Source organism: Thiosulfativibrio zosterae (assembly GCF_011398155.1).
GTDB lineage: Bacteria > Pseudomonadota > Gammaproteobacteria > Thiomicrospirales > Thiomicrospiraceae > Thiosulfativibrio > Thiosulfativibrio zosterae.
Window position 1 is genome coordinate 2,524,217 of record NZ_AP021888.1, and the last position, 22,737, is coordinate 2,546,953.

Annotated in this window: 22 protein-coding genes and 2 tRNA genes; 3 read left to right on the forward strand and 21 right to left on the reverse strand. The window is 42.4% G+C overall.

Annotated features, from left to right (window positions below):
• Window positions 1-42: 42 nt before the first annotated feature.
• The 21 genes from THMIRH_RS11515 to THMIRH_RS11610 all read right to left on the reverse strand — a co-directional run bounded on the left by THMIRH_RS11515 (window position 43) and on the right by THMIRH_RS11610 (window position 21,836).
• Window positions 43-978, reverse strand: coding sequence for a hypothetical protein (locus tag THMIRH_RS11515; protein ID WP_173292232.1), 936 nt, complete (start codon window positions 976-978; stop codon window positions 43-45).
• 186 nt (window positions 979-1,164) lie between these two features.
• On the reverse strand, window positions 1,165-2,775 hold the full coding sequence (locus THMIRH_RS11520) for a CHASE2 domain-containing protein (RefSeq protein ID WP_173292233.1): 1,611 nt from the start codon (window positions 2,773-2,775) through the stop codon (window positions 1,165-1,167).
• A 116-nt stretch (window positions 2,776-2,891) separates the two neighbouring features.
• Complete coding sequence (locus tag THMIRH_RS11525; RefSeq protein ID WP_173292234.1) at window positions 2,892-4,172, reverse strand: CHAT domain-containing protein; 1,281 nt, start codon at window positions 4,170-4,172, stop codon at window positions 2,892-2,894.
• A complete protein-coding gene (locus THMIRH_RS11530; protein WP_173292235.1) occupies window positions 4,139-4,891 on the reverse strand; it encodes a tetratricopeptide repeat protein in 753 nt (250 codons plus the stop codon). Before THMIRH_RS11530 ends, THMIRH_RS11525 begins: the two co-directional genes overlap by 34 nt.
• Before the next feature lie 5 nt (window positions 4,892-4,896).
• On the reverse strand, window positions 4,897-6,780 hold the full coding sequence (locus tag THMIRH_RS11535) for a tetratricopeptide repeat protein (RefSeq protein WP_173292236.1): 1,884 nt from the start codon (window positions 6,778-6,780) through the stop codon (window positions 4,897-4,899).
• A gap of 83 nt (window positions 6,781-6,863) precedes the next feature.
• On the reverse strand, window positions 6,864-8,312 hold the full coding sequence (locus tag THMIRH_RS11540; protein ID WP_173292237.1) for a type II secretion system protein GspD: 1,449 nt from the start codon (window positions 8,310-8,312) through the stop codon (window positions 6,864-6,866).
• A gap of 10 nt (window positions 8,313-8,322) precedes the next feature.
• Window positions 8,323-8,730, reverse strand: a complete 408-nt coding sequence (locus THMIRH_RS11545) for a hypothetical protein (protein ID WP_173292238.1) — start codon at window positions 8,728-8,730, stop codon at window positions 8,323-8,325.
• Between the two features lie 507 nt (window positions 8,731-9,237).
• A complete protein-coding gene (locus tag THMIRH_RS12155) occupies window positions 9,238-9,366 on the reverse strand; it encodes a hypothetical protein (protein WP_279585848.1) in 129 nt (42 codons plus the stop codon).
• 4 nt (window positions 9,367-9,370) lie between these two features.
• The gene (locus THMIRH_RS11550) at window positions 9,371-9,886 is read right to left on the reverse strand and encodes a hypothetical protein (protein WP_173292239.1); all 516 of its coding nucleotides are present in this window, start codon (window positions 9,884-9,886) and stop codon (window positions 9,371-9,373) included.
• Window positions 9,846-11,288, reverse strand: coding sequence for an Lcl domain-containing protein (locus tag THMIRH_RS11555; RefSeq protein ID WP_173292240.1), 1,443 nt, complete (start codon window positions 11,286-11,288; stop codon window positions 9,846-9,848). The genes THMIRH_RS11550 and THMIRH_RS11555 overlap by 41 nt, the downstream gene beginning before the upstream one ends.
• Window positions 11,289-11,987: 699 nt before the next feature.
• On the reverse strand, window positions 11,988-12,947 hold the full coding sequence (locus tag THMIRH_RS11560) for an ATP-binding protein (protein ID WP_173292241.1): 960 nt from the start codon (window positions 12,945-12,947) through the stop codon (window positions 11,988-11,990).
• A complete protein-coding gene (locus tag THMIRH_RS11565) occupies window positions 12,944-14,503 on the reverse strand; it encodes an ATP-binding protein (RefSeq protein WP_173292242.1) in 1,560 nt (519 codons plus the stop codon). Before THMIRH_RS11565 ends, THMIRH_RS11560 begins: the two co-directional genes overlap by 4 nt.
• Window positions 14,504-14,615: 112 nt before the next feature.
• Window positions 14,616-15,566: a tetratricopeptide repeat protein gene (locus THMIRH_RS11570; protein ID WP_173292243.1), complete on the reverse strand. Its 951-nt coding sequence runs from the start codon at window positions 15,564-15,566 to the stop codon at window positions 14,616-14,618.
• Window positions 15,566-15,916: a hypothetical protein gene (locus tag THMIRH_RS11575; protein WP_173292244.1), complete on the reverse strand. Its 351-nt coding sequence runs from the start codon at window positions 15,914-15,916 to the stop codon at window positions 15,566-15,568. Before THMIRH_RS11575 ends, THMIRH_RS11570 begins: the two co-directional genes overlap by 1 nt.
• A gap of 11 nt (window positions 15,917-15,927) precedes the next feature.
• Window positions 15,928-16,632 carry a hypothetical protein gene (locus tag THMIRH_RS11580; RefSeq protein ID WP_173292245.1) on the reverse strand — a complete coding sequence of 235 codons (705 nt, stop codon included), beginning with the start codon at window positions 16,630-16,632 and terminating at the stop codon, window positions 15,928-15,930.
• A 15-nt stretch (window positions 16,633-16,647) separates the two neighbouring features.
• Complete coding sequence (locus THMIRH_RS11585; protein WP_173292246.1) at window positions 16,648-17,559, reverse strand: Lcl C-terminal domain-containing protein; 912 nt, start codon at window positions 17,557-17,559, stop codon at window positions 16,648-16,650.
• Between the two features lie 443 nt (window positions 17,560-18,002).
• Complete coding sequence (locus tag THMIRH_RS11590) at window positions 18,003-18,713, reverse strand: leucine-rich repeat domain-containing protein (protein ID WP_173292247.1); 711 nt, start codon at window positions 18,711-18,713, stop codon at window positions 18,003-18,005.
• A 143-nt stretch (window positions 18,714-18,856) separates the two neighbouring features.
• Window positions 18,857-19,891 carry an HDIG domain-containing metalloprotein gene (locus tag THMIRH_RS11595; protein ID WP_173292248.1) on the reverse strand — a complete coding sequence of 345 codons (1,035 nt, stop codon included), beginning with the start codon at window positions 19,889-19,891 and terminating at the stop codon, window positions 18,857-18,859.
• Window positions 19,888-20,244 (reverse strand): hypothetical protein, encoded by a 357-nt coding sequence (locus THMIRH_RS11600; RefSeq protein ID WP_173292249.1) that lies wholly within the window; start codon window positions 20,242-20,244, stop codon window positions 19,888-19,890. The genes THMIRH_RS11595 and THMIRH_RS11600 overlap by 4 nt, the downstream gene beginning before the upstream one ends.
• Complete coding sequence (locus THMIRH_RS11605; RefSeq protein WP_173292250.1) at window positions 20,244-21,575, reverse strand: site-specific integrase; 1,332 nt, start codon at window positions 21,573-21,575, stop codon at window positions 20,244-20,246. The genes THMIRH_RS11600 and THMIRH_RS11605 overlap by 1 nt, the downstream gene beginning before the upstream one ends.
• An 18-nt stretch (window positions 21,576-21,593) precedes the next feature.
• The gene (locus THMIRH_RS11610) at window positions 21,594-21,836 is read right to left on the reverse strand and encodes a hypothetical protein (RefSeq protein ID WP_173292251.1); all 243 of its coding nucleotides are present in this window, start codon (window positions 21,834-21,836) and stop codon (window positions 21,594-21,596) included.
• A 191-nt stretch (window positions 21,837-22,027) separates the two neighbouring features.
• On the opposite strand from THMIRH_RS11610, the gene THMIRH_RS11615 reads away from it, so the two are divergent.
• From THMIRH_RS11615 to THMIRH_RS11625, 3 genes are all read left to right on the forward strand, one after another.
• Window positions 22,028-22,210: a helix-turn-helix domain-containing protein gene (locus THMIRH_RS11615; protein WP_243831537.1), complete on the forward strand. Its 183-nt coding sequence runs from the start codon at window positions 22,028-22,030 to the stop codon at window positions 22,208-22,210.
• Between the two features lie 142 nt (window positions 22,211-22,352).
• Window positions 22,353-22,428, forward strand: a tRNA-Phe gene (locus THMIRH_RS11620).
• Window positions 22,429-22,461: 33 nt separating this feature from the next.
• Window positions 22,462-22,545 (forward strand) — tRNA-Leu (locus THMIRH_RS11625).
• The last annotated feature ends 192 nt before the right edge of the window (window positions 22,546-22,737 follow it).

The window sequence follows — 22,737 nt, forward strand, 5'->3', positions numbered from 1 at the left end:
CAAATTCCTGAACAACTAAGTAGCCATGACGTTTTTAAAAACTCAAGGCCACTGACCACGAGCCCAATAATGCATCCAATCGTCTGCTAGTTTGTGCCGACCAACCAAGGGGAATACTCTTTGCACGGCCTCTAATTGCCATTCACCATCGCCTTGCCTAGCAAGCCAATCAGCTTGAAGAAGAGTGCGCTCATCCAAATCAAGTTCAGATGAACTGAGTGCATCTGGGAAAGATGGTAAATCACTTACATCAACAAACGTAAGTGTTTTTTCCTGCCAGTTATTTGCTTCATTTTTATCTGATAATTCCAGCGTATAAACCCCTGGTTGCCAATTGTGCTTTGTTAACGAAAAGTGACAAACATCTTTAATTCCAACAAATTCCTGAATTACTTTTTCATTTTTCAAAAGACGAACTTTATATGGAGACTTGCCGCCAACCCAATAAAGGGCTAAAGCTCGCTCTCCTGCTACAAGCTTTACCGAGGGCTGTTCTGTAACTGTTGGAATAAGGATAGGACAATCAACACAGCCACATCCTGCGTCATAGTTCTGCACCGTTGTATCTATACCTCTAACTGAAGCTTGGGCTATCTCCATTTTCCCATCATTCGGTATGACATCACGAAGCAATCCATAAGTATTGGCAATTTTAAAGAAGCTATCCACTAAACTAGGAGAGTCAATACTAAAAACGTATGGGCTTTCTGGGTATCTTACCCATTTTCTTTGACCGTTTTTTGCAACAAGAAGTACTGCTGCACTTTTACTTGCCAAAGTAATTTTATCCCCAACCAAAATAGCCATACCAAGCATTGGTTCAATTTTGATATTGTTTCGTTCTACAAAAACTGACTGCAAGGCATCCGGAGGATCAACTTTATTAAGGACAGCTGAATCCGAGTGGCCTGCCGCAAATACATAGAATGAACAACAAAAGCTCATCACCAAAGCAGTAGCAAAATTAAATGCAATCATCGAATCCCCCCATTTAAGAAATAATTTATACCATGCAGTTCTAATCAAAAAGATGTCTCTGAGTGTTTGTCATAATCGTTCCAAACAATATACAATCAAAAACATCCAAGTCAACTGTAAAAAAACAGAATGCTCGCACACAATACAACATTTATTTTATTGCACTATACAACCCAAAAAATGAAGCTAGGAGGACACACCGTGCACACCTTGACGCCTACGAAAAATCTGCATATTTAGATAGATAGCCATAATAGGTATGGTAAGGTCCAACCAAATACCATGCTCTTGTACTAACCATAGAGAAAAGGAGTAAAGTGCTATAGCAATAGTAACAAGCAACAGGGTAGATACCCAAAATTGCGGAAGTGCCGCAAATAGAAAACTCACTAAAACTAACATAATTACAACAAATACTGCATTGACCCATGGATTAGGCGGAACCAACAGTCCAGTGTTTTGCATGGTGTCAATTGCATTTGCTAATATCATTATTCCTGGCATTTTTCCCAACGGGGTGTGATGCCAATCTCTACTATCCTCATAGGATGCCCCCAAAATAGCAACGAATGGCATCGGCTCAAAAGTTAAATTTTTATCTTTGAAGTTGAGGGCTTTTTCGAAAATTACAGTCGGTACAATCTTGTCTATATTATCTCCTCTTTGGATGATGTCGGAATAACTGTAGCGATATAGAATTCGATTACCTAGATTTTCTCCCCGAGAATAACTATCAACCGCCCATGGAGACGTATCTTTATTGAATTCAGTGTTATTTACACACTGATCGCTGCTAAACAAATCTTGTTCGTAGCATTCACCAAAAGTTTTCCAGACCCATTGCCCAGCTTGATAATCTGCTCGGGCTGAATTTTCTCCCTGTTCTCTGACGGCAGTCAGTGAGTTATCCACCGCGCAGGTTGCCGTTATTAATTCCTTTGAGGTAGCCAAGCCCCATGGTGGCAGATCTGGTTTGTTAGATGATCGACTTAATGCGTAAAGTACGAGTTGTGGCGAAGGAACCACCACCCAACGACCTTTGCCATCTTTCTTAGGATCGAGGACCTGACAGGCACTCTCCCAAAGCCGCCAATATCGTATTTGTCTATCTTGTGGTGATACCACAAAGTTAGGTGCTACCGGGAAAACTTGTTCTGGAAAGTAGGTCGCCAACTCATCAAGAGCTGAGGGGCGCAATACCTGAAAAGTGTTACTTTGCAGGGGTTTTTGGAAGGACTTTACGTAGAGCAAACGCCTATCAGGGTGGTTCTGAAGAATGACTTTGACCCTATCTCTGAAAGCTTCGTCTTGTTTATGCAGCGTCTTTTCCAGTTCGGATACACTAGATTCGGTCAATGTATCAAAATTGAAATCAAGCATCACTATTGGTACGCCGGCTTCAAATAACTTTTCTAACAGCTCTGTAATTGGTTTCCGTGGGTTCACTCTCGGTTCTCCACCACCCCACCATTCATTTCGATAGGTTTCATCATCGACATCAATAAACAAAAATTGTGTCTTGCTTGGTCTGTCAGCCCATAAGTTCATTCCTACTTCTAAGGCCATATTCTTCATCTGAATTACGAAGGGAACGGACAGCGCCAAAAGAATTGAAACCAAGGCAGCCAACAGTAAGCCTATGGCCAAGTTCTGGATAAAATCCTGTCTTAATCGACTCCAGTTATACCAATTCCTGAAAATGAATGGTAATGGGTTGCGTAAGAATCTTCCATGTAAAGAGCGCCCATAGAAAATGAGTCTATGCAAAAAATATAATCGAACAAGTTTCGATTTCATTAACTTATCTTCAGTTGAACAAACTAATCAGAAATAAAGCATAAAATAAAACCCGTAGTGTCTATTTTTGACATTAACAATCTGTTGGTTGTTATTCTTATTTTTCTTATCATCTCTCAAATCCCATAATAAACAAAAGGCGCCCAGATATTCACACCCGCATACTTGGTTTGGGTTATAAACTCTCGTTTGACCTGGCTATTGGCTTGTGCGGGTTTAACGCCTTCTTTCACCAGTTCGTAAAAGCGTTGCATGTAAGCCGCAGTGACTTTGTCATCCACCGACCAAAGCGTCATTAGCGTGCTTTGATTACCTGCCATGTACAACGCAAAGGGTAAGCCCACCACGCCTACGCCTGCTTTGGCTTCGTTGGCGGCGGTGTTGCAGGCAGACAAGACGGTCAGGTCACTTTGTAAGTCGAGTTTGTAAATGTCCTGTGCACTGAGATAGGCTTGTGCTTTGCCTTGATCAAAGCTGAGTACCAACGAGGATTGCATGGGGTCGCTGTCGTCAAGGTAGCCATGGGTAGCAAAGTGCAGTTGTTTGTATTGTTTTAGTGTGCCCGTTTGGTTTTGTTCAACGAGCCAATGTTTACTGGCATCTTTGCCTGTCTTGAGCGTCAGGTCGGGGTAGATGCTGGCAATACGCTTGGCTTCTATTTCTGTGCCCGGCAGGTCAACCCAAAAAAGTTGGTCTCTTTGTACAGTCTGCCCGCGTTGCGTGATCATCGGCAGTGAGCTGTTGGCTGCTTTTTGATCGCTTTGCTGTTGACTGTAGTCTGGATTAGCTAGGGCTAATAGGCTGAGACGTTGCTGTTGGTTGTAGCTGGCTTGGCGCTGGTGAGTGTTGATCCAGATAGAGAGTGATGGCGTGTAGCTGATGTCTTTTTCTTCAATCAGTCTTTTGCCATTAGGCGTGGTTAAGGCTTCAAAGGCAACGAGGGCTAAATCGCTATCAGGTGAAATCAGCAGGCTTTTGGCTTCGGCTATGTTTGACCAGATAGGACCGAGCAGGCTATCGCTGATGTATGCTTGTAGTGATTCGATGTGCATGACGCGGTCTTTGAAGGTGAGCTGGGCTGGCATACTGGCGGAAACTTCAAAGGAGCCATCGGCATGGCGCCAAAGGGTTTTTCGAGTTTCTTTCATATAGTCGATCACGCTGCCATGAAAGGCGGTGATTTCTCGATAGGCTTGTAGGCTGCGTTTTAAGTTGTCCTTTTTGATGCGTTGTGTAACCACCTTGCCATCAGCACTCATGACAAAGGCGAGATAGCTGTCGTTGAGTTCACCATCTTGCCAAAAACTGACCACACTGCCCTTGGGTAGATGCTGTTGCATGAGAGAAGTTGCTTGATCTAAGTCTAGGGTTTGCGGACGAGAATATTGGGCAAACACAGGATAGGTGTCTTGCAGGCGTTTAATGAGTTGGCTTTGTTGTTGTAACAGATCGCGTTGCTGTTTTGTAGTTCTGCCAGTGGTGTCTGGTCACGCTCTGCTTTAGCCAGTCGTTCATTGACCTGTAATAGCATTTGACGAAGCTGGTCATAAGCTTGACGGTCAGCAACGCTGATATTGGCTTTATCCAGCGCATTTTGCTGCGATAATTGCGCAAATAAATAACGGGCTTTATTGCGATCGGCTAATACCAAGGCTTCATCCCCCTGATCTTGCTTGGCTAGTAAGCGCAAATGATAATTCAACGTTGAACGATTTTGTTCTAACACCTGTTGTTGTTCTTCTGGGGTTAACAGACCTTGCTGCACTGCAAACCAATGCTCATAGCTTTCATTACGCTTTGATAATAATGCCAAGGCATCGACATGGCGACCTAGCTCGCTGTAGGTGCCAGCCAGATTATTCATGCTGATTAGGGTATCAGGATGCTCCGCACCCAAAGTCTTTTCAAACAATGCCAATACTTTTTCTTTAAGCACCAAGGCATCGGCATGGCGACCTAGCTCGCTGTAGGTGCCAGCCAGATTATTCATGCTGATTAGGGTATCAGGATGCTCCGCACCCAAAGTCTTTTCAAGCAATGCCAATACTTTTTCTTTAAGCACCAAGGCATCGGCATGGCGACCCAGCTTGCTGTAGGTAGAAGCGAGATTATTCATGCTGGTTAGGGTTTTTTCATGCTGGTTAGGGTTTTTTCGTGCTCAGAACCCAAGACCTTTTCACGCAACGCCAATACCTTTTCTTTAAGCACTAAGGCATCGGCATGACGACCCAGATCGCCGTAGGTATAAGCGAGATTATTCATGCTGGTTAGGGTGTCAGGATGCTCAGCACCCAAAGTCTTTTCACGCAATGCCAGTACTTTTTCATTCAGCACCAAAGCGTCGGCATGACGACCCAGATCGCCGTAGGTATAAGCGAGATTATTCATGCTGGTTAGGGTGTCAGGATGCTCAGCACCCAAAGTCTTTTCACGCAATGCCAGTACTTTTTCATTCAGCACCAAGGCATCGGCATGACGACCCAACTTGCCATAGGTAGAAGCGAGATTATTCATGCTAGTTAGCGTATCAGGATGCTCTACACCCAAAGTCTTTTCAAACAATGCCAGCACTTTTTCGAATAGCACCAAGGCATCTGCATACCGACCCAAATCACGATAGGTAACAGCGAGATTATTCATGCTGGTTAGGGTATCGGGATGCTCTGCGCCAGAAACCTTTTCACGCAATGCCAGTATTTTTTCCTGAAGCACCAAGGCATCGGCATGGCGACCCAACTTGCCATAGGTAGAAGCGAGATTATTCATGCTGCTTAGCGTATCAGGATACTCAGCACCCAAGACCTTTTCACGCAATGCCAGTATTTTTTCTTCAAGCACCAAGGCATCTGCATGGCGACCTAGCTTGCTGTAGGTAACAGCGAGATTATTCATGCTGGTTAGGGTTTTTTCGTGCTCAGAACCCAAGACCTTTTCACGCAATGCCAGTACTTTTTCCTCAAGCACCAAGGCATTGGCATAGCGACCCAGCTCGCCATAGGTAACAGCGAGATTATTCATGCTGCTTAGCGTATCAGGATGCTCAGAACCCAAGACCTTTTCACGCAATGCCAGCACTTTTTCGAATAGCACCAAGGCATCGGCATACCGACCCAAATTGTAATAGGTAAAAGAGAGATTGTTCATGCTGATTAGGGTATCAGGATGCTCAGCACCCAAAGTCTTTTCACGCAATGCCAGTACTTTTTCATTCAGCACCAAAGCGTCGGCATGACGACCCAGATCGCCGTAGGTAACAGCGAGATTATTCATGCTGGTTAATGTATTGGGATGCTCAGTACCTAACGCTTTTTCCTGTATTTCGAGTCGTTTTAGGCGATATTTTAGCTCTTTGTTATAATCATCCATCGCGTCATAAACACTGCTAAAGCCAGCATAAACATCAGACAAAGCCAGACTATCTTCCCCTAGATTTTTCGAAATCGTTAATAGTTGCGCTAATGTCTCCAATGCGCCTTGGTAATCTTTCTGTTTCTTTTGCTCTTTGTACTTTTTCTTCAATGATGCTGTTTCGCTGTATGGCTGGAGCATTTGATTCCATACAGCCATTCCTTGGTGTATCAAGGTGGCTTTGTCTGGAAAATGCTTAAGCAGCAACTGAAAATCTTCTTGCATTGCTTCATCATCATTAAGGTGTTTGAGAAACAAGCTGTAGTGCTCCTTGGCTTTTGCTATATCACCCTTCAAGAGGGTGCTATGCCCACTGTTTGAAGCAGCGAAAAATTCCTTGTCCTCAAGGATGGATTTGTTCGCCATAGCGATGCTTTGGTCGAACGCCTCAGCAAAAAGATAATACCAAGAGGCGTCTCCATACTTTTTATCTTTATTTTTTTCACCATCAGCAAAGCAGATGCTTTTAACTAAATTTTTATCTACAGGGTCTTTTTTGATGACATCGTTACAGCCAATGACCTCTTCTTTAGCAGACAGAGTGGTTGCAAAAACGCCCACAAGGCCAATGAATAGGAGTTTAGTGAATGTCTTCATATGCTGCTCTTTGATATTCGGTGTTCTTGATAGTTACTGTTCTTTAAAGATGAGACGACCTACTGTCATTGCCTGAATGATTATTACTCTGCCTCTTCTTTTTCTCTTTCTTTCGTAAAATCCAGCATTTTTTCTTGGTTGTCTTCAATTCGCTTCTTAATGTTCTTAATCGTAGGACGAATCATAAACTCAATTGCTCCCCGGCTTTTAGTAGAGGAGCTGCTGCCAAACAACCAACCTAACCCTGGGGCATCTTTGAGATAAGGTAAACCATAGGAGCCAGTATCAGCTTTATCTAAGTAAATGCCGCCAAGTGAAATTAATTCTCCATCATTAACCACAATGGATGTATTAATCCTATTTTCATTTGTGTTTTGTGAAACACCTGGCTCTGAATTGGGTAAAAATTCACTTTGTTTTATTTCTATTTCTAGCAAAATAGATTTTTCACTCAGTATGGTGGGGGTTACCTTAAACTCAATACCTGTTTCAATTTTTTCTAGCTGTACAGTTTGGATACCCGTAAGTGAGACATACTTCACAGAATTAAGATAAATAGAAGATTGTTTGCCTGGTTTTACCATTAATCTAGGCTCAGCTAAAATCTTGACGCCGCTATCTGCTGCTTCAAATGCTAAACTGGCTAGGATGGTTTGTTTACGCTCAGTGTCAGTTTGATTAATAAGCAAATTACCAATTTCAGTAGTTAAGTTTTGTCCAAATATTGTACTTAGTCCATACGTCATGTCTTTTGATTGTTCTGCATATTGCAGAGCAGTACCAATTTTTCTATTCAATGCTTCATCATATTCAAATACGCGTGATTCTATAAGTACCTGGGGCGCATCAGCATCTACCGATAAAAAAATATTACCAATCCTTTCCAACAATTCAAGAGGCTCGTTGATAACTAATGCATTCTGGGAAGGGATACTAACTATTTTTAATGGCTTGTCATCGGAAGAAGGGAATAATGTATTTAGCTGTGCTTGTGCTTCAATGCTGGTGAGGTTAAATAAGAATACTTTTTTAAAAGCTTGCGTCCTTAAACTAGAATCCTTAGGTCTAAACTTAAATCCATCCGCTGTTTGGAGTACTTCAAAAGGCACTTGAGATTTTGAAAGTTGTGGCGTACTTAACCAAATCATCAATGTACTGAAAAAGTCTTCTTCATTTTTAAATATCCACTTACCGCATTCCTCATAAGATTTATTTTTTCTGCAGCTCGCATCAACAATTTCTGGCCTGAGAGTATCTGGAATTTGACCTTCAATGGTGTAATTAAAACGACGCTTGTATGCAAGTTCATCTATAAGTGTCAAAATTGGTCTGCCGGAAGCCTTAACCACAACTTCACCCGAAGAATTTATATCTATTCCTTCTGCAGTATCCACCATATTAGAACTTTGAATAGACTTAGCAATCACAGGTTGCTCGTACATTAACATCTTTGGAAGACTATCTCTTTGTGCTGAACAGCCAGCTAAAAGCACAAACAAAAAAAAGAGAAACGTAACTTTGATTAAGTACATGACTTAGTCCTTACTGGGATAATAAAATTGCACCGCAAGAGTACTGAAATTCTTGTTGATCAAAAATAAAATAATATAAGTTAGGTACACCTTCAAGGCGTTTGTAATCGACTTCAACAGATTTTTGTTGATTAAATACAATTTTTTCAATTGCGGAAGCAGGTATTTCTGCAGAGTCGTACCCTAATACCAGTAAGCTTCCTGACTTTTCTTCTTCGAAGTTAATTTGAACATTTACATTCGAAGCAAACTTTATATCTTTAGGATTCGGGCAAGTTAATTGGCGGTTACTATAACTAAGGTCTACTGCATCACGTGTAACACTTGACGATACGCCAAACATTGGTAAAGGCTCGATAATTTCTTGGTTAGCTTCAACTTGAAACGCCAATAAAGATAACAACAGTAATTTTTTCACAACAATTCTCCTTTTTTATCTGATACAAATTGTTAAATAATAACAACGCAAGGACATAATTTCGGCTACGTTTCTTAAGTTAGGAAACTGCTTATAATCTTATGGATAATCTAAAATTTCGCATTCTACTTCAACATAAATTTATTAGCAATAGCAATAAATTATCCTTTTATGAACATTTTTAAGTCACGTTTAAGATAAAAAATTTTTGCTTCACGTAACTTTAAGAACCTTTGTTCGAGCGGGTGAGAGGCAAAAATGAGATAAAAATGCCTGATTGCGGCGAGGAACGCATGGAATAGCAAGCTACTTGCATTTTTACTCCTTGTTTTATGTGGTTTTGGATAATTGGACACAGTTTGTGTCATCGGCATTCAAGTGGGGGAATTCAAGTGGGGGAATTCAAATTGAGCAATTCTATGACTAATTTGTTCAAATTATCTGCCACTGATTGTGCATCTCACTGATAATTTCAGTCTTTCTAAGCCATTATTTCTATTCCAAATTTTAGTGCGCATACTCAACAATCTTTTCAATTATTTTAGATCTAGCCGCATCATCAAGCGCACGCACCTCATCTGGTAGAACCAATCCCCCAGAAGCGTTTACATGATTATTAACCCATTCTGTAACCATTGTTTCAGGTAATACTTACCCCAAGATAACTATAATAACCGGCAAAACTAAAGTGGCTAACCCGGCCATCTTGTTGAATAACAGGGAACCAGCCCCAGTTTGCGTTAGAGAAAAGCTGAGACTTATTCGTAACTGCCATACTTTCTAAATCCACGAAATAGGAATAACCTGACATTGCATAGGTAGCGTTACTTTCTTTGCTATTGACAAATACATGAATTTTAGTTCCATCAATGTACATACCACCACTATTATGTGGTGCACTCAATAGTGGGAAAAAGGTATCGATCACAATATTAACAAATTCACCAGTTGGCGAAATCTTTAATAATCGTAACTCACTACTGTAAGCTTTGCTCCCATCTGGATCTGTAAAAGATTTCCCAGAAAGATCTGGAACTGATGCAAGTAGATAAATAATATAATCTTTTTTGTATACTCGAATAAAATTTAATCTTTCTAAATCTGACGCTAAGATCTTATTTTTTTGGTGTTTTAGATGATTGCTGCTCTCCGCCACGCACCAGACGCACAAACTTCCAAACATAATCCGATGCATAAATCATTTCATAGGGTTCGCCACTATCGAAAGAAACTAAAGCGCGGTAAACTACTCTACCATTTTCCTTGTTGCGCTCCAAAAATGAAGAAACCGTCAAATAAAATACTGAGATTAATCCCCCAACATTTGGTGTATTAGGGAAGGCCGTGCTGAAGATAGTCGGTGCTTGAAAATTGCCTTCACAGCGACCATCTAGCCATTCACCGTCTTGATGAGCAAATCTATTTCTGCCATCGTCAGCCATACGGAACTCTCTTTGCTGGCCAGAGCTGCAATAAACTAAAGAATGCAATTCTTCAACGGTGGGTAAACGCCAATCCGATTTTCCAGCATAAGTGGTGTTTTTTCCCCAATTGATGGCTGTTTTCCATTCATCAAATGATTTAGCTTCCCCTGAACAACTGCTGCCTGTCCAAGTTTGGCCTAGGCTACAGCGCATCCAGGTGAGGTTGGTTTTGGTGTCGGTAATGGTGCCGTCCTGGTTGTCAATATAGCCTTGTTTTGCTAGTAAAATTTTGTTTTCCGCATCGGCTTTTTGTTTCTCCTCTTCATAGGCTTTTTGTTTGGCAATGCGCTCCTCTTCATAGGCTTTTTTGTCAAATTGACCAGCTTTAAACATCAGCTCAAGATTGTTTTGCGCCGTGGCATTACCTTGCTCTGCGGCTTTGATGTACCACTCAACGGCTTTTTTACTATCTTGAGTAACGCCATAACCTTCTGCATACATGCCACCAATAGTATTTTGCGCACTGGCATCCCCTTTCTCTGCGGCTTTGGTAAACCAATAGACAGCTTTTTTATAATCTTGAGTAACACCTTCCCCATCGAGATACATTAATCCAAGAATCTTTTGCGTTTTTACATCCCCTTGCTCTGCGGCTTTGGTGTACCAATAGGCAGCTTTTTTATAATCTTGAGTAACACCTTTACCATCAGCATACATCTCTCCAAGATTAGATTGCGCAACACCACTGCCTTGCTCTGCGGCTTTGGTGTACCAATAAGCGGCTTTTTCAAGATCTTTTGTAACGCCTCGTCCACTTTTATACATTAATCCAAGTGCATTTTGTGAGCGCTGATCGCCTTGCCTTGCTGATAACGTCCATTCCTTTACGGCTAATGCATAATCCTTGTTTTTAAAGGCTATTCTTCCCTCATCATACCCAGCCCAAATTGGTTGCGAAAAAGCTAAAGCCAATAAACCAGACAATAGTTGTTGCTTGAATCGAGATTTCATTTTAAATCTTTTAGTTGATGCAGGTGGCTGGCGGTTTGACGTGATTGTTTCCATCAGTTTTTCCTTTGACAGTTGTGATTTTAAAGTCAGCTTGAGGATTGGGCTGAGTTTATTTGAGACCATTGCACGACTCACTGCACGAATAAAAATGGTTAAAATTCACCTGATTTTTGTTGAAAAACTTGTGAATAGCTAGCTATTCACTGCGTTTTCCGCCCCAATCTGGCAAATTTTTCCTTATTTTTCTTTCGCACCTGACTCATGCAAAGGTCTCATTTTTAAATTTAAAGGCATTTTGGGCACTTATTTTTACCAGGCCTGGTTAAAAAAGCACTGTATTATTGGCATTGTGTGTTGTCTTTGGACTAAATTTTAGTGATTAATATAAAAGCCCCAAAGCCGCTGTCAGCCACGCACCAAACAGGCACGATTGAAGTTGTTGCGACTGTAGTGTGCCATAGCCATAAACACCTACATAAGCCTAATTGGCTTAAAACTTACAAAAAAACAAGTTAAGTTATTGACTCTTTTCAGGTTTTTAAATTCCACAATTTTTGTGATTATACTCAAAGAAAAATAGGAAGGCAAATTTTATTTATTGCCACATAAATAAAGTTTTATGTGAGATTTTAAGCTATTAACTAAGTGGATTTTGAACAAAATGGAGGTGGCTATATGAGGAGTTATACGCTTTTGAAGAAGGCTAAAACCTTCGACACATTGTTATTTTGAAAAATTGGGAAGGCTGGCTTTAGAATGCTTTAGCATTTACGGTTATGTTTAAGTTTTTTTAACACCGTTGTTATCTTTGTGTTTTAGGCGTTACAAAAACCCCATTTTGCGTTTTTTGGTGGGTGGGTTTTGTTCAAGGTAGTTAGCCAGTTCATCATATACGCCGCTTTGATTGGCGTATTCAACCACATTTTTGGCGGATTCTAGCCATTCTAGAGTGCTGGGTTTGCGGTTTTTGAGGGCCTGGTGCATATCGGTTTGTGTGATGTTGCGTTCTTGACCGGTTTCTAAAATTTCTTCGAGGATTTGTTCACTAACTTGATCAACCCAGCCTTTGATGTCTGCCCCAGAAAAGTTGATGCTGGCTTGCGCAAGCGCTGGATAATCTATCTTATCCATTGGCAGGTCTTTTAGGAGTCCTTGCAGGATTTGTTCACGCCCCACTTCATCGGGTGGCGGTACAAAAAGTGTCATATCAAATCGACCAGGGCGACGAAATGCTGCATCTACATCCCAAGGTGCATTGGTGGCGCCAATGATTAATAGGTTTTCGTTATCGCTTTCTACCCCGTCTAATTCGGATAAAAAATGGTTGATGGTGGTGGTTAACCCTGAATGGCGCATTAATTCGCGTTTGCGCCCTAGGGCATCTATCTCATCAATAAAAATCACCGCTGGGCGTTGTGCTCGGGCAGTTGCAAACAAGGACTGGATGTTTTTTTCGCTATTGCCTAAATACATATCCAAAATGTCGTGGATACTGACATTAAAAAAGGCCGCGCCGCATTCGCCAGCAATTGCACGGGCAAAGTAGGTTTTGCCACAGCCCGGTGGGCCATACAGCAATAAACCACCACCGGCAGATTTGTTAAACTTTTTAAACAAAGCGGGGTTTTTAAACGGTTCGATAATTTTCATCCGCGCTTGGCGTTTGAGCTCATCTAGACCACCCACTTGATCAAAGGTTATCCAGTATTTGGGGGATAAGGGTTCAAACCGTGTGGCTTGGGGTTGATTGGCGTCTACTAGGATTTTTTCAGGGGTGCTCATACCTTCTCCCATTCAAACTGACTGATGTTTTTCTGCTGTGTGTCGAAATGAATGCCGATTAGGTAGATGGGTTTTTGAGCGTCTCGGTATTTGTCGGCGTAACGCTTTTCTTTGATTTGTTGCAGTGCGTTTGCGCTGTGTTGGCCGCTGAATTGACCTAGGTGATCGACTTTGAATTCAAAAATATAAATGGCCTGTTCCATAATAATCGTTAGGTCAATACGGCCTTGGCTGGTGACGTCTTCGCCAATGATATTGAGTCCCAAACTTTGCAAATAGACATAAATGACGCTGGCGTAAAAGCCTTCGTAGTTTTTGATGTTATTGTTTGTGTAATTATTGTAGGGAATGCTGGCGAATATACTAAACAAGGCCTGTTTAAAGTCTTCAGGGTTTTGTTCTCTCAGCGCACGACTGAGCGGCTTGGCTCTCAAGCTGTCATCTTGATAAAGCGCGGTAATAATGTGTTTATTTAACGATGTTTTGACTTCTCGATTAGGCACCACCAGCGTGTAAACGATGTCCTCATCTTCATCTTGCGTAACGCTGTCGATGGTTAAATAACCGCTTTGATACAAAATCACCTCTAAATCCAAATTATCAATATCAAAGCTATTGAGCAGTTTTTCATCAACCCGAAGATTGGCTAGGTTGGGCAGAAAGTAGTTTTGTTTTTTGATCAGTTCTATTAAAAAGGTGGGCGTGCCGCTTTCAAACCAGTAATTGGCGTACTTATGGTTCTTGGCGATGAATTTTAGAATGTCGAATGGATTGTACATTTTACTGCCCAAGAAATTGTAGCCGTTGTACCATTCTTTGAGCTTGTCTCTGTCCACGCCTTCAAGGTAAGGTTTAAAGGTCGTGTCAATATCGTGTTGACTGTAACCACAGATGTCACCAAATTCTTCGTCCAGTGAAATGTCGGTAATGTTGTTTAATCCACTAAAAATCGAGGTTTTGGTGAACTTGCTGACACCGGTTAAAAAAGCAAACCTTAAAAACTCGTCACTGCCCTTAATCACACTATAGAAGTTGACTAAGCCGTCACGGATTTCTTGTGCGACTGCGGTATAATTGATGTTGTCGAGAATGGGTTTGTCGTATTCATCCACCAGTACCACGACCTTTTGGTTGTATTTGGCGTGGGCTTTGCGGATCAGTTCTTCAAAGCACCCTGCCACACTGTCAAGCTCTTCGCATTGAATATCAAGGTCTTGTTGGTTTTGCTTTAAAATGCGTAACAGGCTTTGGTCAAGCTGCGCACGGCTTTCAATTTTACCGGAGGCAAAACTCACGCGAATCACCGGATAACTCACTTCCCAACCCCATTGATTCTCAATCGCTAGGCCTGTGAAAAAATGTTTGTTGCCTTCAAAGATATTGCGTAGGGTATCGAGAAATAACGATTTACCAAAACGACGTGGGCGACTGAGGAACGCATATTTATAGCTTTGCAACAGCTCATACGCCAGTCCTGTTTTATCGATGTAAACGTAATCATCTTCACGAATTTCGCTAAAGGTTTGAATACCAATCGGGAGTTTTTTGAGTTTCATTGTCTTTGGGTCTTGTGAGAGTGAAATTAGTATAACAAACTTAAAAATCAACGGCTTTAGAAGAAAGCACTGCTTGCCTGAAAAATGCGATTGCAGAAACGCTTATCCAAGTTTACCGGCCTGTTATGCTCGCTACCACAAAATAAAATCCTCTGGCTATGACAGTTAGCATGCCGCCCAGTAACGCGCTCATTAAAAACTTACCCAAATTAAATTCATACAGCGGAAAAGACACCACACAAACCAGCAAAATCAAGATAATGGCTGGCCATTTGGGCTGCCAACTAAATACCCAAATACTCACCACAAAGCCCACTCCCAACACCAAACCTTTAATGGGGTTGCCGTAAGATTCGGAAATTTCATGGCTTAACAACGCCAAACTCAACAGCACCAGCATAATCCACAACAGGCTGATTTGTTGTTGGCGTAATTGTTTTAACTGATTAGCCACGCTGGTGTTAAGCGGATTTTGGGTTAAAATCTGTCGCCAAATTTTGGTTTTATCTTGAGCAGAATTTGAAAAATCTGCCAGCAGTTCCAAAGCCCATTCGTGATGGGGTTCGCGGGCTAAAAAGTCTTGCAAATAGGCCTTTGCAATATCCGGGCGCTCTAAACTGCCATAAAGCATGGCCAAATGTAACCAGGCCTGGTGGTTTTTGGGGTTAATTTGCAGTGCTTTTTCAAAGTGGCTTTGGGCTTGAGCCAGTTGTCGTTGATACATCATCACGGTACCCAGCGTATCATGATGGTCGTCGTTGAAGGGGTTCATGGAGATTGCTTGGCGGGCGGCGGATTCGGCTAGCTTGTATTGCTTAAGCTGCAAGGCAATCTCGGCTTTAAGCGACCAGAAAAAACTCCTAAACCCACACACCGCTTGCAGCGCATTGGCACGCGTCAGTGCGGTGCTAAAGTTGCCTTGTTGCATTAACGCCAGCAGTTGGTAAAGCCCTGCGTCGGCATCGGCATGGTTTTCGCCAAAGGCTTGGGTGGCTTGGGCCAGCAGTTGCTCGTAACGGTTGAGTTTATACAGCAGTTCTAAAACATCTGATTGCTCACCCATTACCGACCCTGCAATTGGTGTGGCCAACGGTAACGAATGCAGTTTTTACAGGGATAATGCATCATCAGCAAAGTGAGTATAAAAGCCACGATAATCGCCTTGGGTGTGATGGCTAAAGCGCCCATGCCCATCACAAAACCAGCTAAGGTAATCACCAAGAGTTTTGGGGCGGGGTAATAATGGTTTGTTTGCACCCAAGCCGTATTCAAACCAATTAGCAAAACCACCAGCCCTACCAAAGCAATGGGCAAATCTAAACTGCTCAACCAAGCTAAGCCTAACAACAAATAGGTCACAATTAACAACAAGTGATCTAACAAACTGCGTAAAAACAACTTAAGCATTAACATAGTTAAGGGCTTTATTTAAGAGTATAGTTATTGAGGTAATAAATAATCCACTGCTTACGCGCTTCGAAACTACTGCTGTGGTTAGTGTTTGCTGAATAAACCGCATCTTTTGATATACCTTCGTCATAGATAAGACTGCCATGTGCCGCAAAACCTGCAAGATTTTTCATCACTTTATTATCAAAGCCATCATACAAAGCAGCATAGGCGCAAGAACCATCAAAGCAGCTTTCACACAAATAATGAACTTTGGAATTGTTGCTTAAATACGAACAATCTTTTGTTCTGCAATATCCTTGCAAATTGTAATTTCCATAAAGCCTGTCGCAGTCTACGCCACCTCCCGTCGACGAAGCCGATGACGCACTTGCCACACGCCTTGCTTCGGCTTCGCGTTGGCGTTGTGCGGCGAGTTGCCGTTCTTTTTCTTCCTTATCCGCCTTTGCTTGCTTATTGGTGGCAATCAGGGCTTCCACTTCTTTAACAGCGGCGGGGTTATAAGCGATAACTTTTGCCTGTTTGAGCAAACGTTCGGCATCGTCAAACTTCCAGTCTTTGGCGGCTTGTTTGGCTTGGTTCAGCACCGCCTGCTGGTCGCCACGGTCGAGCGCATCGAGTTTATCTAAGGTATCGCTGTCTTTAAGCGATAACGCCTGTGCCGAGCCGAGGCAAAGACCCAGCCCAAGGGCAAGGAGGGTACGTGTAGTGAGGTTCATAAGCCAAAAATCCAATTACTGACTGCGCACGAGACGCACGGCAAGACCATCGTTCTTATTGAACCAATAGTCACCGCCAAAGTCGAAATTGACAAACCACGCGCCGTAGGTGCCGTCGGCATACGCCGACGACGACCAGAATCTTCTTTTTGGCGTATTCGGGAAATCTCGGGTATTTATGGTTGGTTCTTGACTCCCATCAGCACAATAGCTATCTGGCTCACCATCACTACTGGTTTTTTTGACAACGCCAGTACTGCAATAGCGAATACTGAGTAACTCTTCACGCGTGGGCAATCGCCAGTCGGAATAGCCGGCAAAGCTATGGCGCAGTGCTTTAGCTTGCTGCCAAGTATATTCACTCTCTTTGCCTGAGCAGGTGCTGCCTGTCCAGGTTTGCCCCATGGCGCAACGCATCCACATCAGCTTGCCTTTGACGACCACGCCTTTGCCTTCGGCGGCTTTTTTGCGTTCGGCGGCGGCTTGCTTAGCGGCTTTGGCGGCAGCTTGTTCATCGGCTTGGCGTTTTTTACCCGCTTCGGTCAGCGTAGGAGTAAGTTTAATCAGAAGGGGTTGACGTGAGTTGGGGCTGACAAACACATCGTTTTTGCTGCCCTTATACACATAGTCGGTTTCTTCTTTGATGGCTTCAATTTTGTATTCGCCCTTGGGAAGCTCAAGGTCGGTGTACTGCCCCACCACTTCGGGCGAGTTGGGCTGGCGTTGGCCATTGATATAAATTTTGGCATTGGTGGGGTCAGTGGCAATGCGCACTATGCCGGTTTCAGCAGTGGCAGTAAAGCTGGTCACCGCGAGCATTAAGGCAAGCAAGGGCATTTTCAGGATGCTAACTTGGATAGCCAAAAAACGAGCAGCTGTTGTTTGCTTTAAGGTGAACTGCTGGCGGTTTGTAGTGATTGATTCCATCCGTTTTTCCTTTGACAGTTGTGGCTTTAAATTTAAAGGCATTTTGGGCACTTATTTTAACCAGGCCTGGTTAAAAAAGCACTGTATTATTGGCATTGTGTGTTGTTTTTTGGGTTTTATCCGCGGGTTAATATAATGGGACTTCCTTCACCTCAGTGAGTGTTATCTCAAAAAAAGTGTGTAGGGGTTCGTTGACTATATTGGGCAAGGGCGTGGTTACGCGTTTGCTGTTAATTTTGAGTTGTTGGTTTTGTGCCAGCTCAGGCGGCAGTTCGGTGACTTTGCATTTTAGTAGATTAAGGCGTCGAAGGTTGTGGAGGTTTTTGATGCTTTCAGGGAGCTGTCGCAGTTGTGTACCCTCTAGGGATAACAGCCGCAGGTTTGTTAAGTCGCCAAGGCTTTGGGGGAGCGTTTCTAGAGCGGTGCCATCCAGACGCAGCAGTTCAAGTTGCTGGAGTGCACCAAGGCTCTCGGGCAGTGTGTTTAATTGGGTGCAGCGCTGTAAGTCTAGGCGTTTGAGCCCCGTTGAGTTGACCAATACTCTCGGGGAGGTGGGTAATGGCACTGTGAGAAAGATCTAGGTTTTCAAGCTGGGTGAGTTGCCCTAGGCTAGTGGGCAGGGTTTGTATCTCTGAGCCGAAGGTGCGTATCACTTTTAGATTTTGACATTGGGCAAGGGTGTCGGGCAAGGTGTGATAATGCCCTGTCCATAAATCGAGGATTTCTAGCCCAGTCAGTTGGCCGATTTGCGCAGAGATTTGCGTTAGGTCGGTGCGCCCCAAAGTCAGCTGTTTGAGCTGGGTATGGCCGTAAAGGCTTTGCGGCAGTTGGTTGAGCGGGGTATCGCTGATTTTAAGAATTTCTAGGTTGTGGAGTTGGCCAAGGGTTTCGGGTAGGGATTGTATTTGGCATTTGTCGATGGCGAGTTTTTTAAGTTGGGTGAGTTGCCCTATCGACTCGGGTACAAAAGTTAAGGCGTCGTCGCCACCCACTTCAAGTTCGGTCAATTGCAGCAGTTGTTGGGTGCTAATAGCCCCTTGGCGACTGCGGGTAAAGCGGTTAACCCAGGTGGTGAGTTCGGCAAGGGTTTGTTGGTTGGCAGTGTTGTCAGCACTGCCGCTGATTTTTTGCATCAATTTTTTGAAAAAGGCCATAGAGTTTACCGAGTTAAGTTATTAGATTAGCGTCTTATAAAAAGTATGTTCTCCTTACAAGAATAATTTATGATGATTTGAGGGTTTGATTATTTCGACCCAAATAATGCACAGCTTAAACTCCTAGCAACCTCTAAAAAAGGCTAAATTCTATTCAAATAAACACTCTGCCCTCCCACCATCACCTTGGCATAGTTGTAATAATCGGGTTTATCCGAAAACCCCATTCTTCTGAGTGACAGTTTGGTGCTGAGTTGATCGGCATTTTTAATCATTTCACCGCCAATGAATTTGCAAAACCCAGCACTGGTTTTCCAAGTGATGAGGTATTGCAGGGTGATTGCGCCTTTTGACCATTTTGCCTTTAGCCGGCTTAAAGGTTCTGCTAACACCAATAGAGTCAGTTTTTCATGGTCTACCAGTCTGCCTAATTCAGTGTGGGTTTCAATAGTAAGAGTTTGAGTTTTTCCTATATCATGCAGTAAGGCGGCCAGTATGGTGACTTCAGTTTCTTGCACGCTAATTTCATTTTCAATTAGGGATAGGTTGTGTTTGACCATTTGCGCGACTTCTAGGGAATGCACCATTAAGCCCCCTGGAAAACTATGGTGATGCCGCTTGCTAGCAGGTATGGATAACCAGCTTGCCATTAAGTTTTCGTTGTAGAGCAGACTTTGAGCAAAGTCTTTAATCACTTGGGTTTTAAACCCTTGTATCAATTCCAGTAAATTGAGCAGAGTTTCAAAGTGCTGTGCTTTTTCATAGAGACTTTGAATTAGATGATTAGGCAGATCACTTTTAAATAATCGCCAGTTTTCTAATTCATGGCCCGATTCAACGCTGACCCAGAGCCAGAGATTTTCAGCTTGGCTTAACGAGAGTTGAGCCTGCTGTTGTTTGAGGGCTTGGAAGGTCGCATAGCAAACTTCAAAATCTAAGGTTTGTCCTCTTAGCGTGGTCAAACTGATGTAATGAATCGGTTCTGTTGGATAACCCAAAGATGAACTGAAAATACCTGCTAACCCAAGATATTGTTTGCTATTGGGTGGCAAAGGGATTTCAGTGGCTTCATAGGGCATGACTGACTCATCGGCATAATAGTCATAGGGCATGGGGAACGCATTTTGGTTAATTTCGTTCTGGCTATTGTTTTGGTTGTTGTTATTTGAGTTCATCATGAGTACACCTCTTGATTAAGTTGTTCTTGTAAATGTTCTACTAGGTAATGAAGCACATCGGCTGAATCTAGATGATGGTCTTCTAGTTGGTCTAGGACCCAGTACTTCAAAGCATCTTCGTTTTTGGTGCAGTGGCCTTGTCCAAGAATGAAGGTTAGGTAGTCACCGGACGTGATGTTGAACAGGTACATCAGGTTATTGACTAGGCGTTGCACCACTCTTGGGTCTTCGATTTCAATTGCTGGTTTTTGCCAGGGAGCGTTGAATGCGAGACTCGGATGCTGTGGTTCTAGTAGTGGATTGTTGTTCCCAAAATCATAACCGCTGTTTTGATTTAATCTAATTTGACTCATCATGATTGTCTCCCTGTTTGGGTAGGTTGAATGAATTGATCCCAAAAGGCTGATTCCATCGCGATTGCCTGAGGACTGTTTTCTAATGCATCATTGCCGTTTTGGTTGTTTATACCATCTGGGTTTTGCGATAGATTTTCTGGCGTTTGTTTGGTGTTTAATGGCGCATGAAAACCTTCTACTTGGGATGCCAACATTCTTTCCATTGCCGAGCCATCTTTACGGGTTAGGTTAGGCACATATCTGGCATAGACACTGAACAGCATATTGGTGGTTGAGTGCCCCATTTGCTTGGCAATCCAGTTAGGGTTTTCACCTGCCGCTAACCACAGGGTTGCTGCGGTGTGTCTGGTTTGATAAGGCTTACGGTATTTTAGGTGTAGGTATGCCAATAAGGGTGTCCATACCCGTCTTAGAAAGTTAGGTGTGTGGATGGGTGATCCATTATTGGCGTGGAAGACCATTTCAATATCTGGATCTCTGTGGTCATAGCGTTCTTTTAGGGTGTTATAGACAATCGAGGACATTTCTATTTCACGCTGCGATCCATCGTTTTTGGTGTATTCCCAGCGTCCCATGGAGAAGGTTTCTCGAATGAGGATTTCACGGCGTTCAAAATCAATGTTTTCCCATTTAAGGCCGTCGATTTCACCGGTACGCATACCGGTGAAGAATCTCACTAACAAATAATCCCGCCAATCAGGACGAACTGAAGACAAAATCAAATTCACTTCATTAATTGAAAAAGGTTCGATATGGACCTTTTCTTCTTTAAGAGGTTTTATATTGAGGTGTGGTGGCGTAAAATTGTATCGGTCAGCTGCTTCATTCATAACCATATTCAGACACTTGATAAATTTATTAATTGTTTTGGGTTTTAATTTACCGTCCGATTGTTTGGCGACGTTAGAGCGGTACTTTAAAATATCGGCTTTGGTGATTTGGCTGACTTCCATTTCTCCAAAATGTGGGATGAGTCGCACATTCAAATAACGCAAATATGATTGCGCTGTCGATGCTCTCCAAGTAGGTTCCATTTCAGAAAACCATTCCAAAGCAAATGCTTTGAATAATGGGGTTTTGGTATAACCCGGTTTTTGTTTAGCCTCAATGTCAGCAATCTTTTTCACCATACTGCTGTTTGGAAAATACTTGGCGTACTCAAATGAGCCAAGGGTTATTTCCGCTTCGATGCGTTCCATGATAACTTCCAACTTTTTACGGTTGGCTTTGGTGTCGGGGAGTGAAGTATATTCTCTACAGCGAACTTTTTGATGCTGAAAATCAAAGTATAGATTTCCAGTATTGTCTTTTTTTCTAATATTTCCCATTTCAAACTTCCTCCTTAATTAATGAACACCAACACAAAAACCACCATTTGCCATTGGAATTGCAAATGCTGAGTTCGCGGATTCAAGATGCATATCCATTTCAATGTTCTCCCAAATAAACAAAATTTTGCGTTGACCGAAAGGACGAATGTAATGGCGCCCCTCCAGTAAAACGCTGTCCTTAAGTTCATTGCGAATGGTTCTGGCGTTGTATTTTATTTTTTGCGCCAATTCTTCGGTGGTCAAGTAAGTCATACTCATGTTAAAATCCTCTTTATCAATTTAACTGAAACTTTTTCGATTAATTTAATCATAAATCGATTTAGAATTGATTTTACACTTATAAAATCACTTTGCAAGCGTTTTTATCAATTTTTTATTAAAAAAATCGATTTAAGATCGATTTCTATAAGAGGTGACTAATTATGATTAAGTCAAACCTATCAACCCTAATGGGAAGTAAACGCTTAAAGGTCATAGATGTAGCTAGGGAAATAGATGTAAACCGAAATGCAATCGACTTACTTTATAAGGACGAAGCCAAACGAGTAGATATTGAAGTACTAGATAAATTGTGTAAATTCTTTGAATGTACCCCAAATGACATCTTAGTATTTACAACTGAGGACAAATAAAGTCTTTTTGTCAAAGCAGGGGAAACTCATGAAAATTTGTCCCTGATTTGTCCCCGTTTTGTCCCCACAACTATTTTTAATATTTTTGAAATATTATTTGACAGGCGCGAAGCCGCTCTATACAATACGCTCCATTCTGTACGGCCATATAGCTCAGTCGGTAGAGCAAGGGATTGAAAATCCCTGTGTCCCTGGTTCGATTCCAGGTGTGGCCACCATTATTTTCGTTAGATTTTCTTAAAATTTAACACGCGGGAGTGGTGGAATTGGTAGACACACCAGATTTAGGTTCTGGCGCCTTTGGTGTAAGAGTTCGAGTCTCTTCTTCCGCACCAATACTAAAACCCTAGTTATTGATTTAACTGGGGTTTTTTCTTATCCAAAATCAACGATACTGTAAATAATACTGTAAAGTTAAAAAACTCAGCTTGTTTTGCTCGTTAGACCGCTCTAAATTCTCCAGTAATTGCACTCACCCAAAACCCAAACAATCTGTACAGGTGATTCTCCAGTAAACGCTCTCCCTT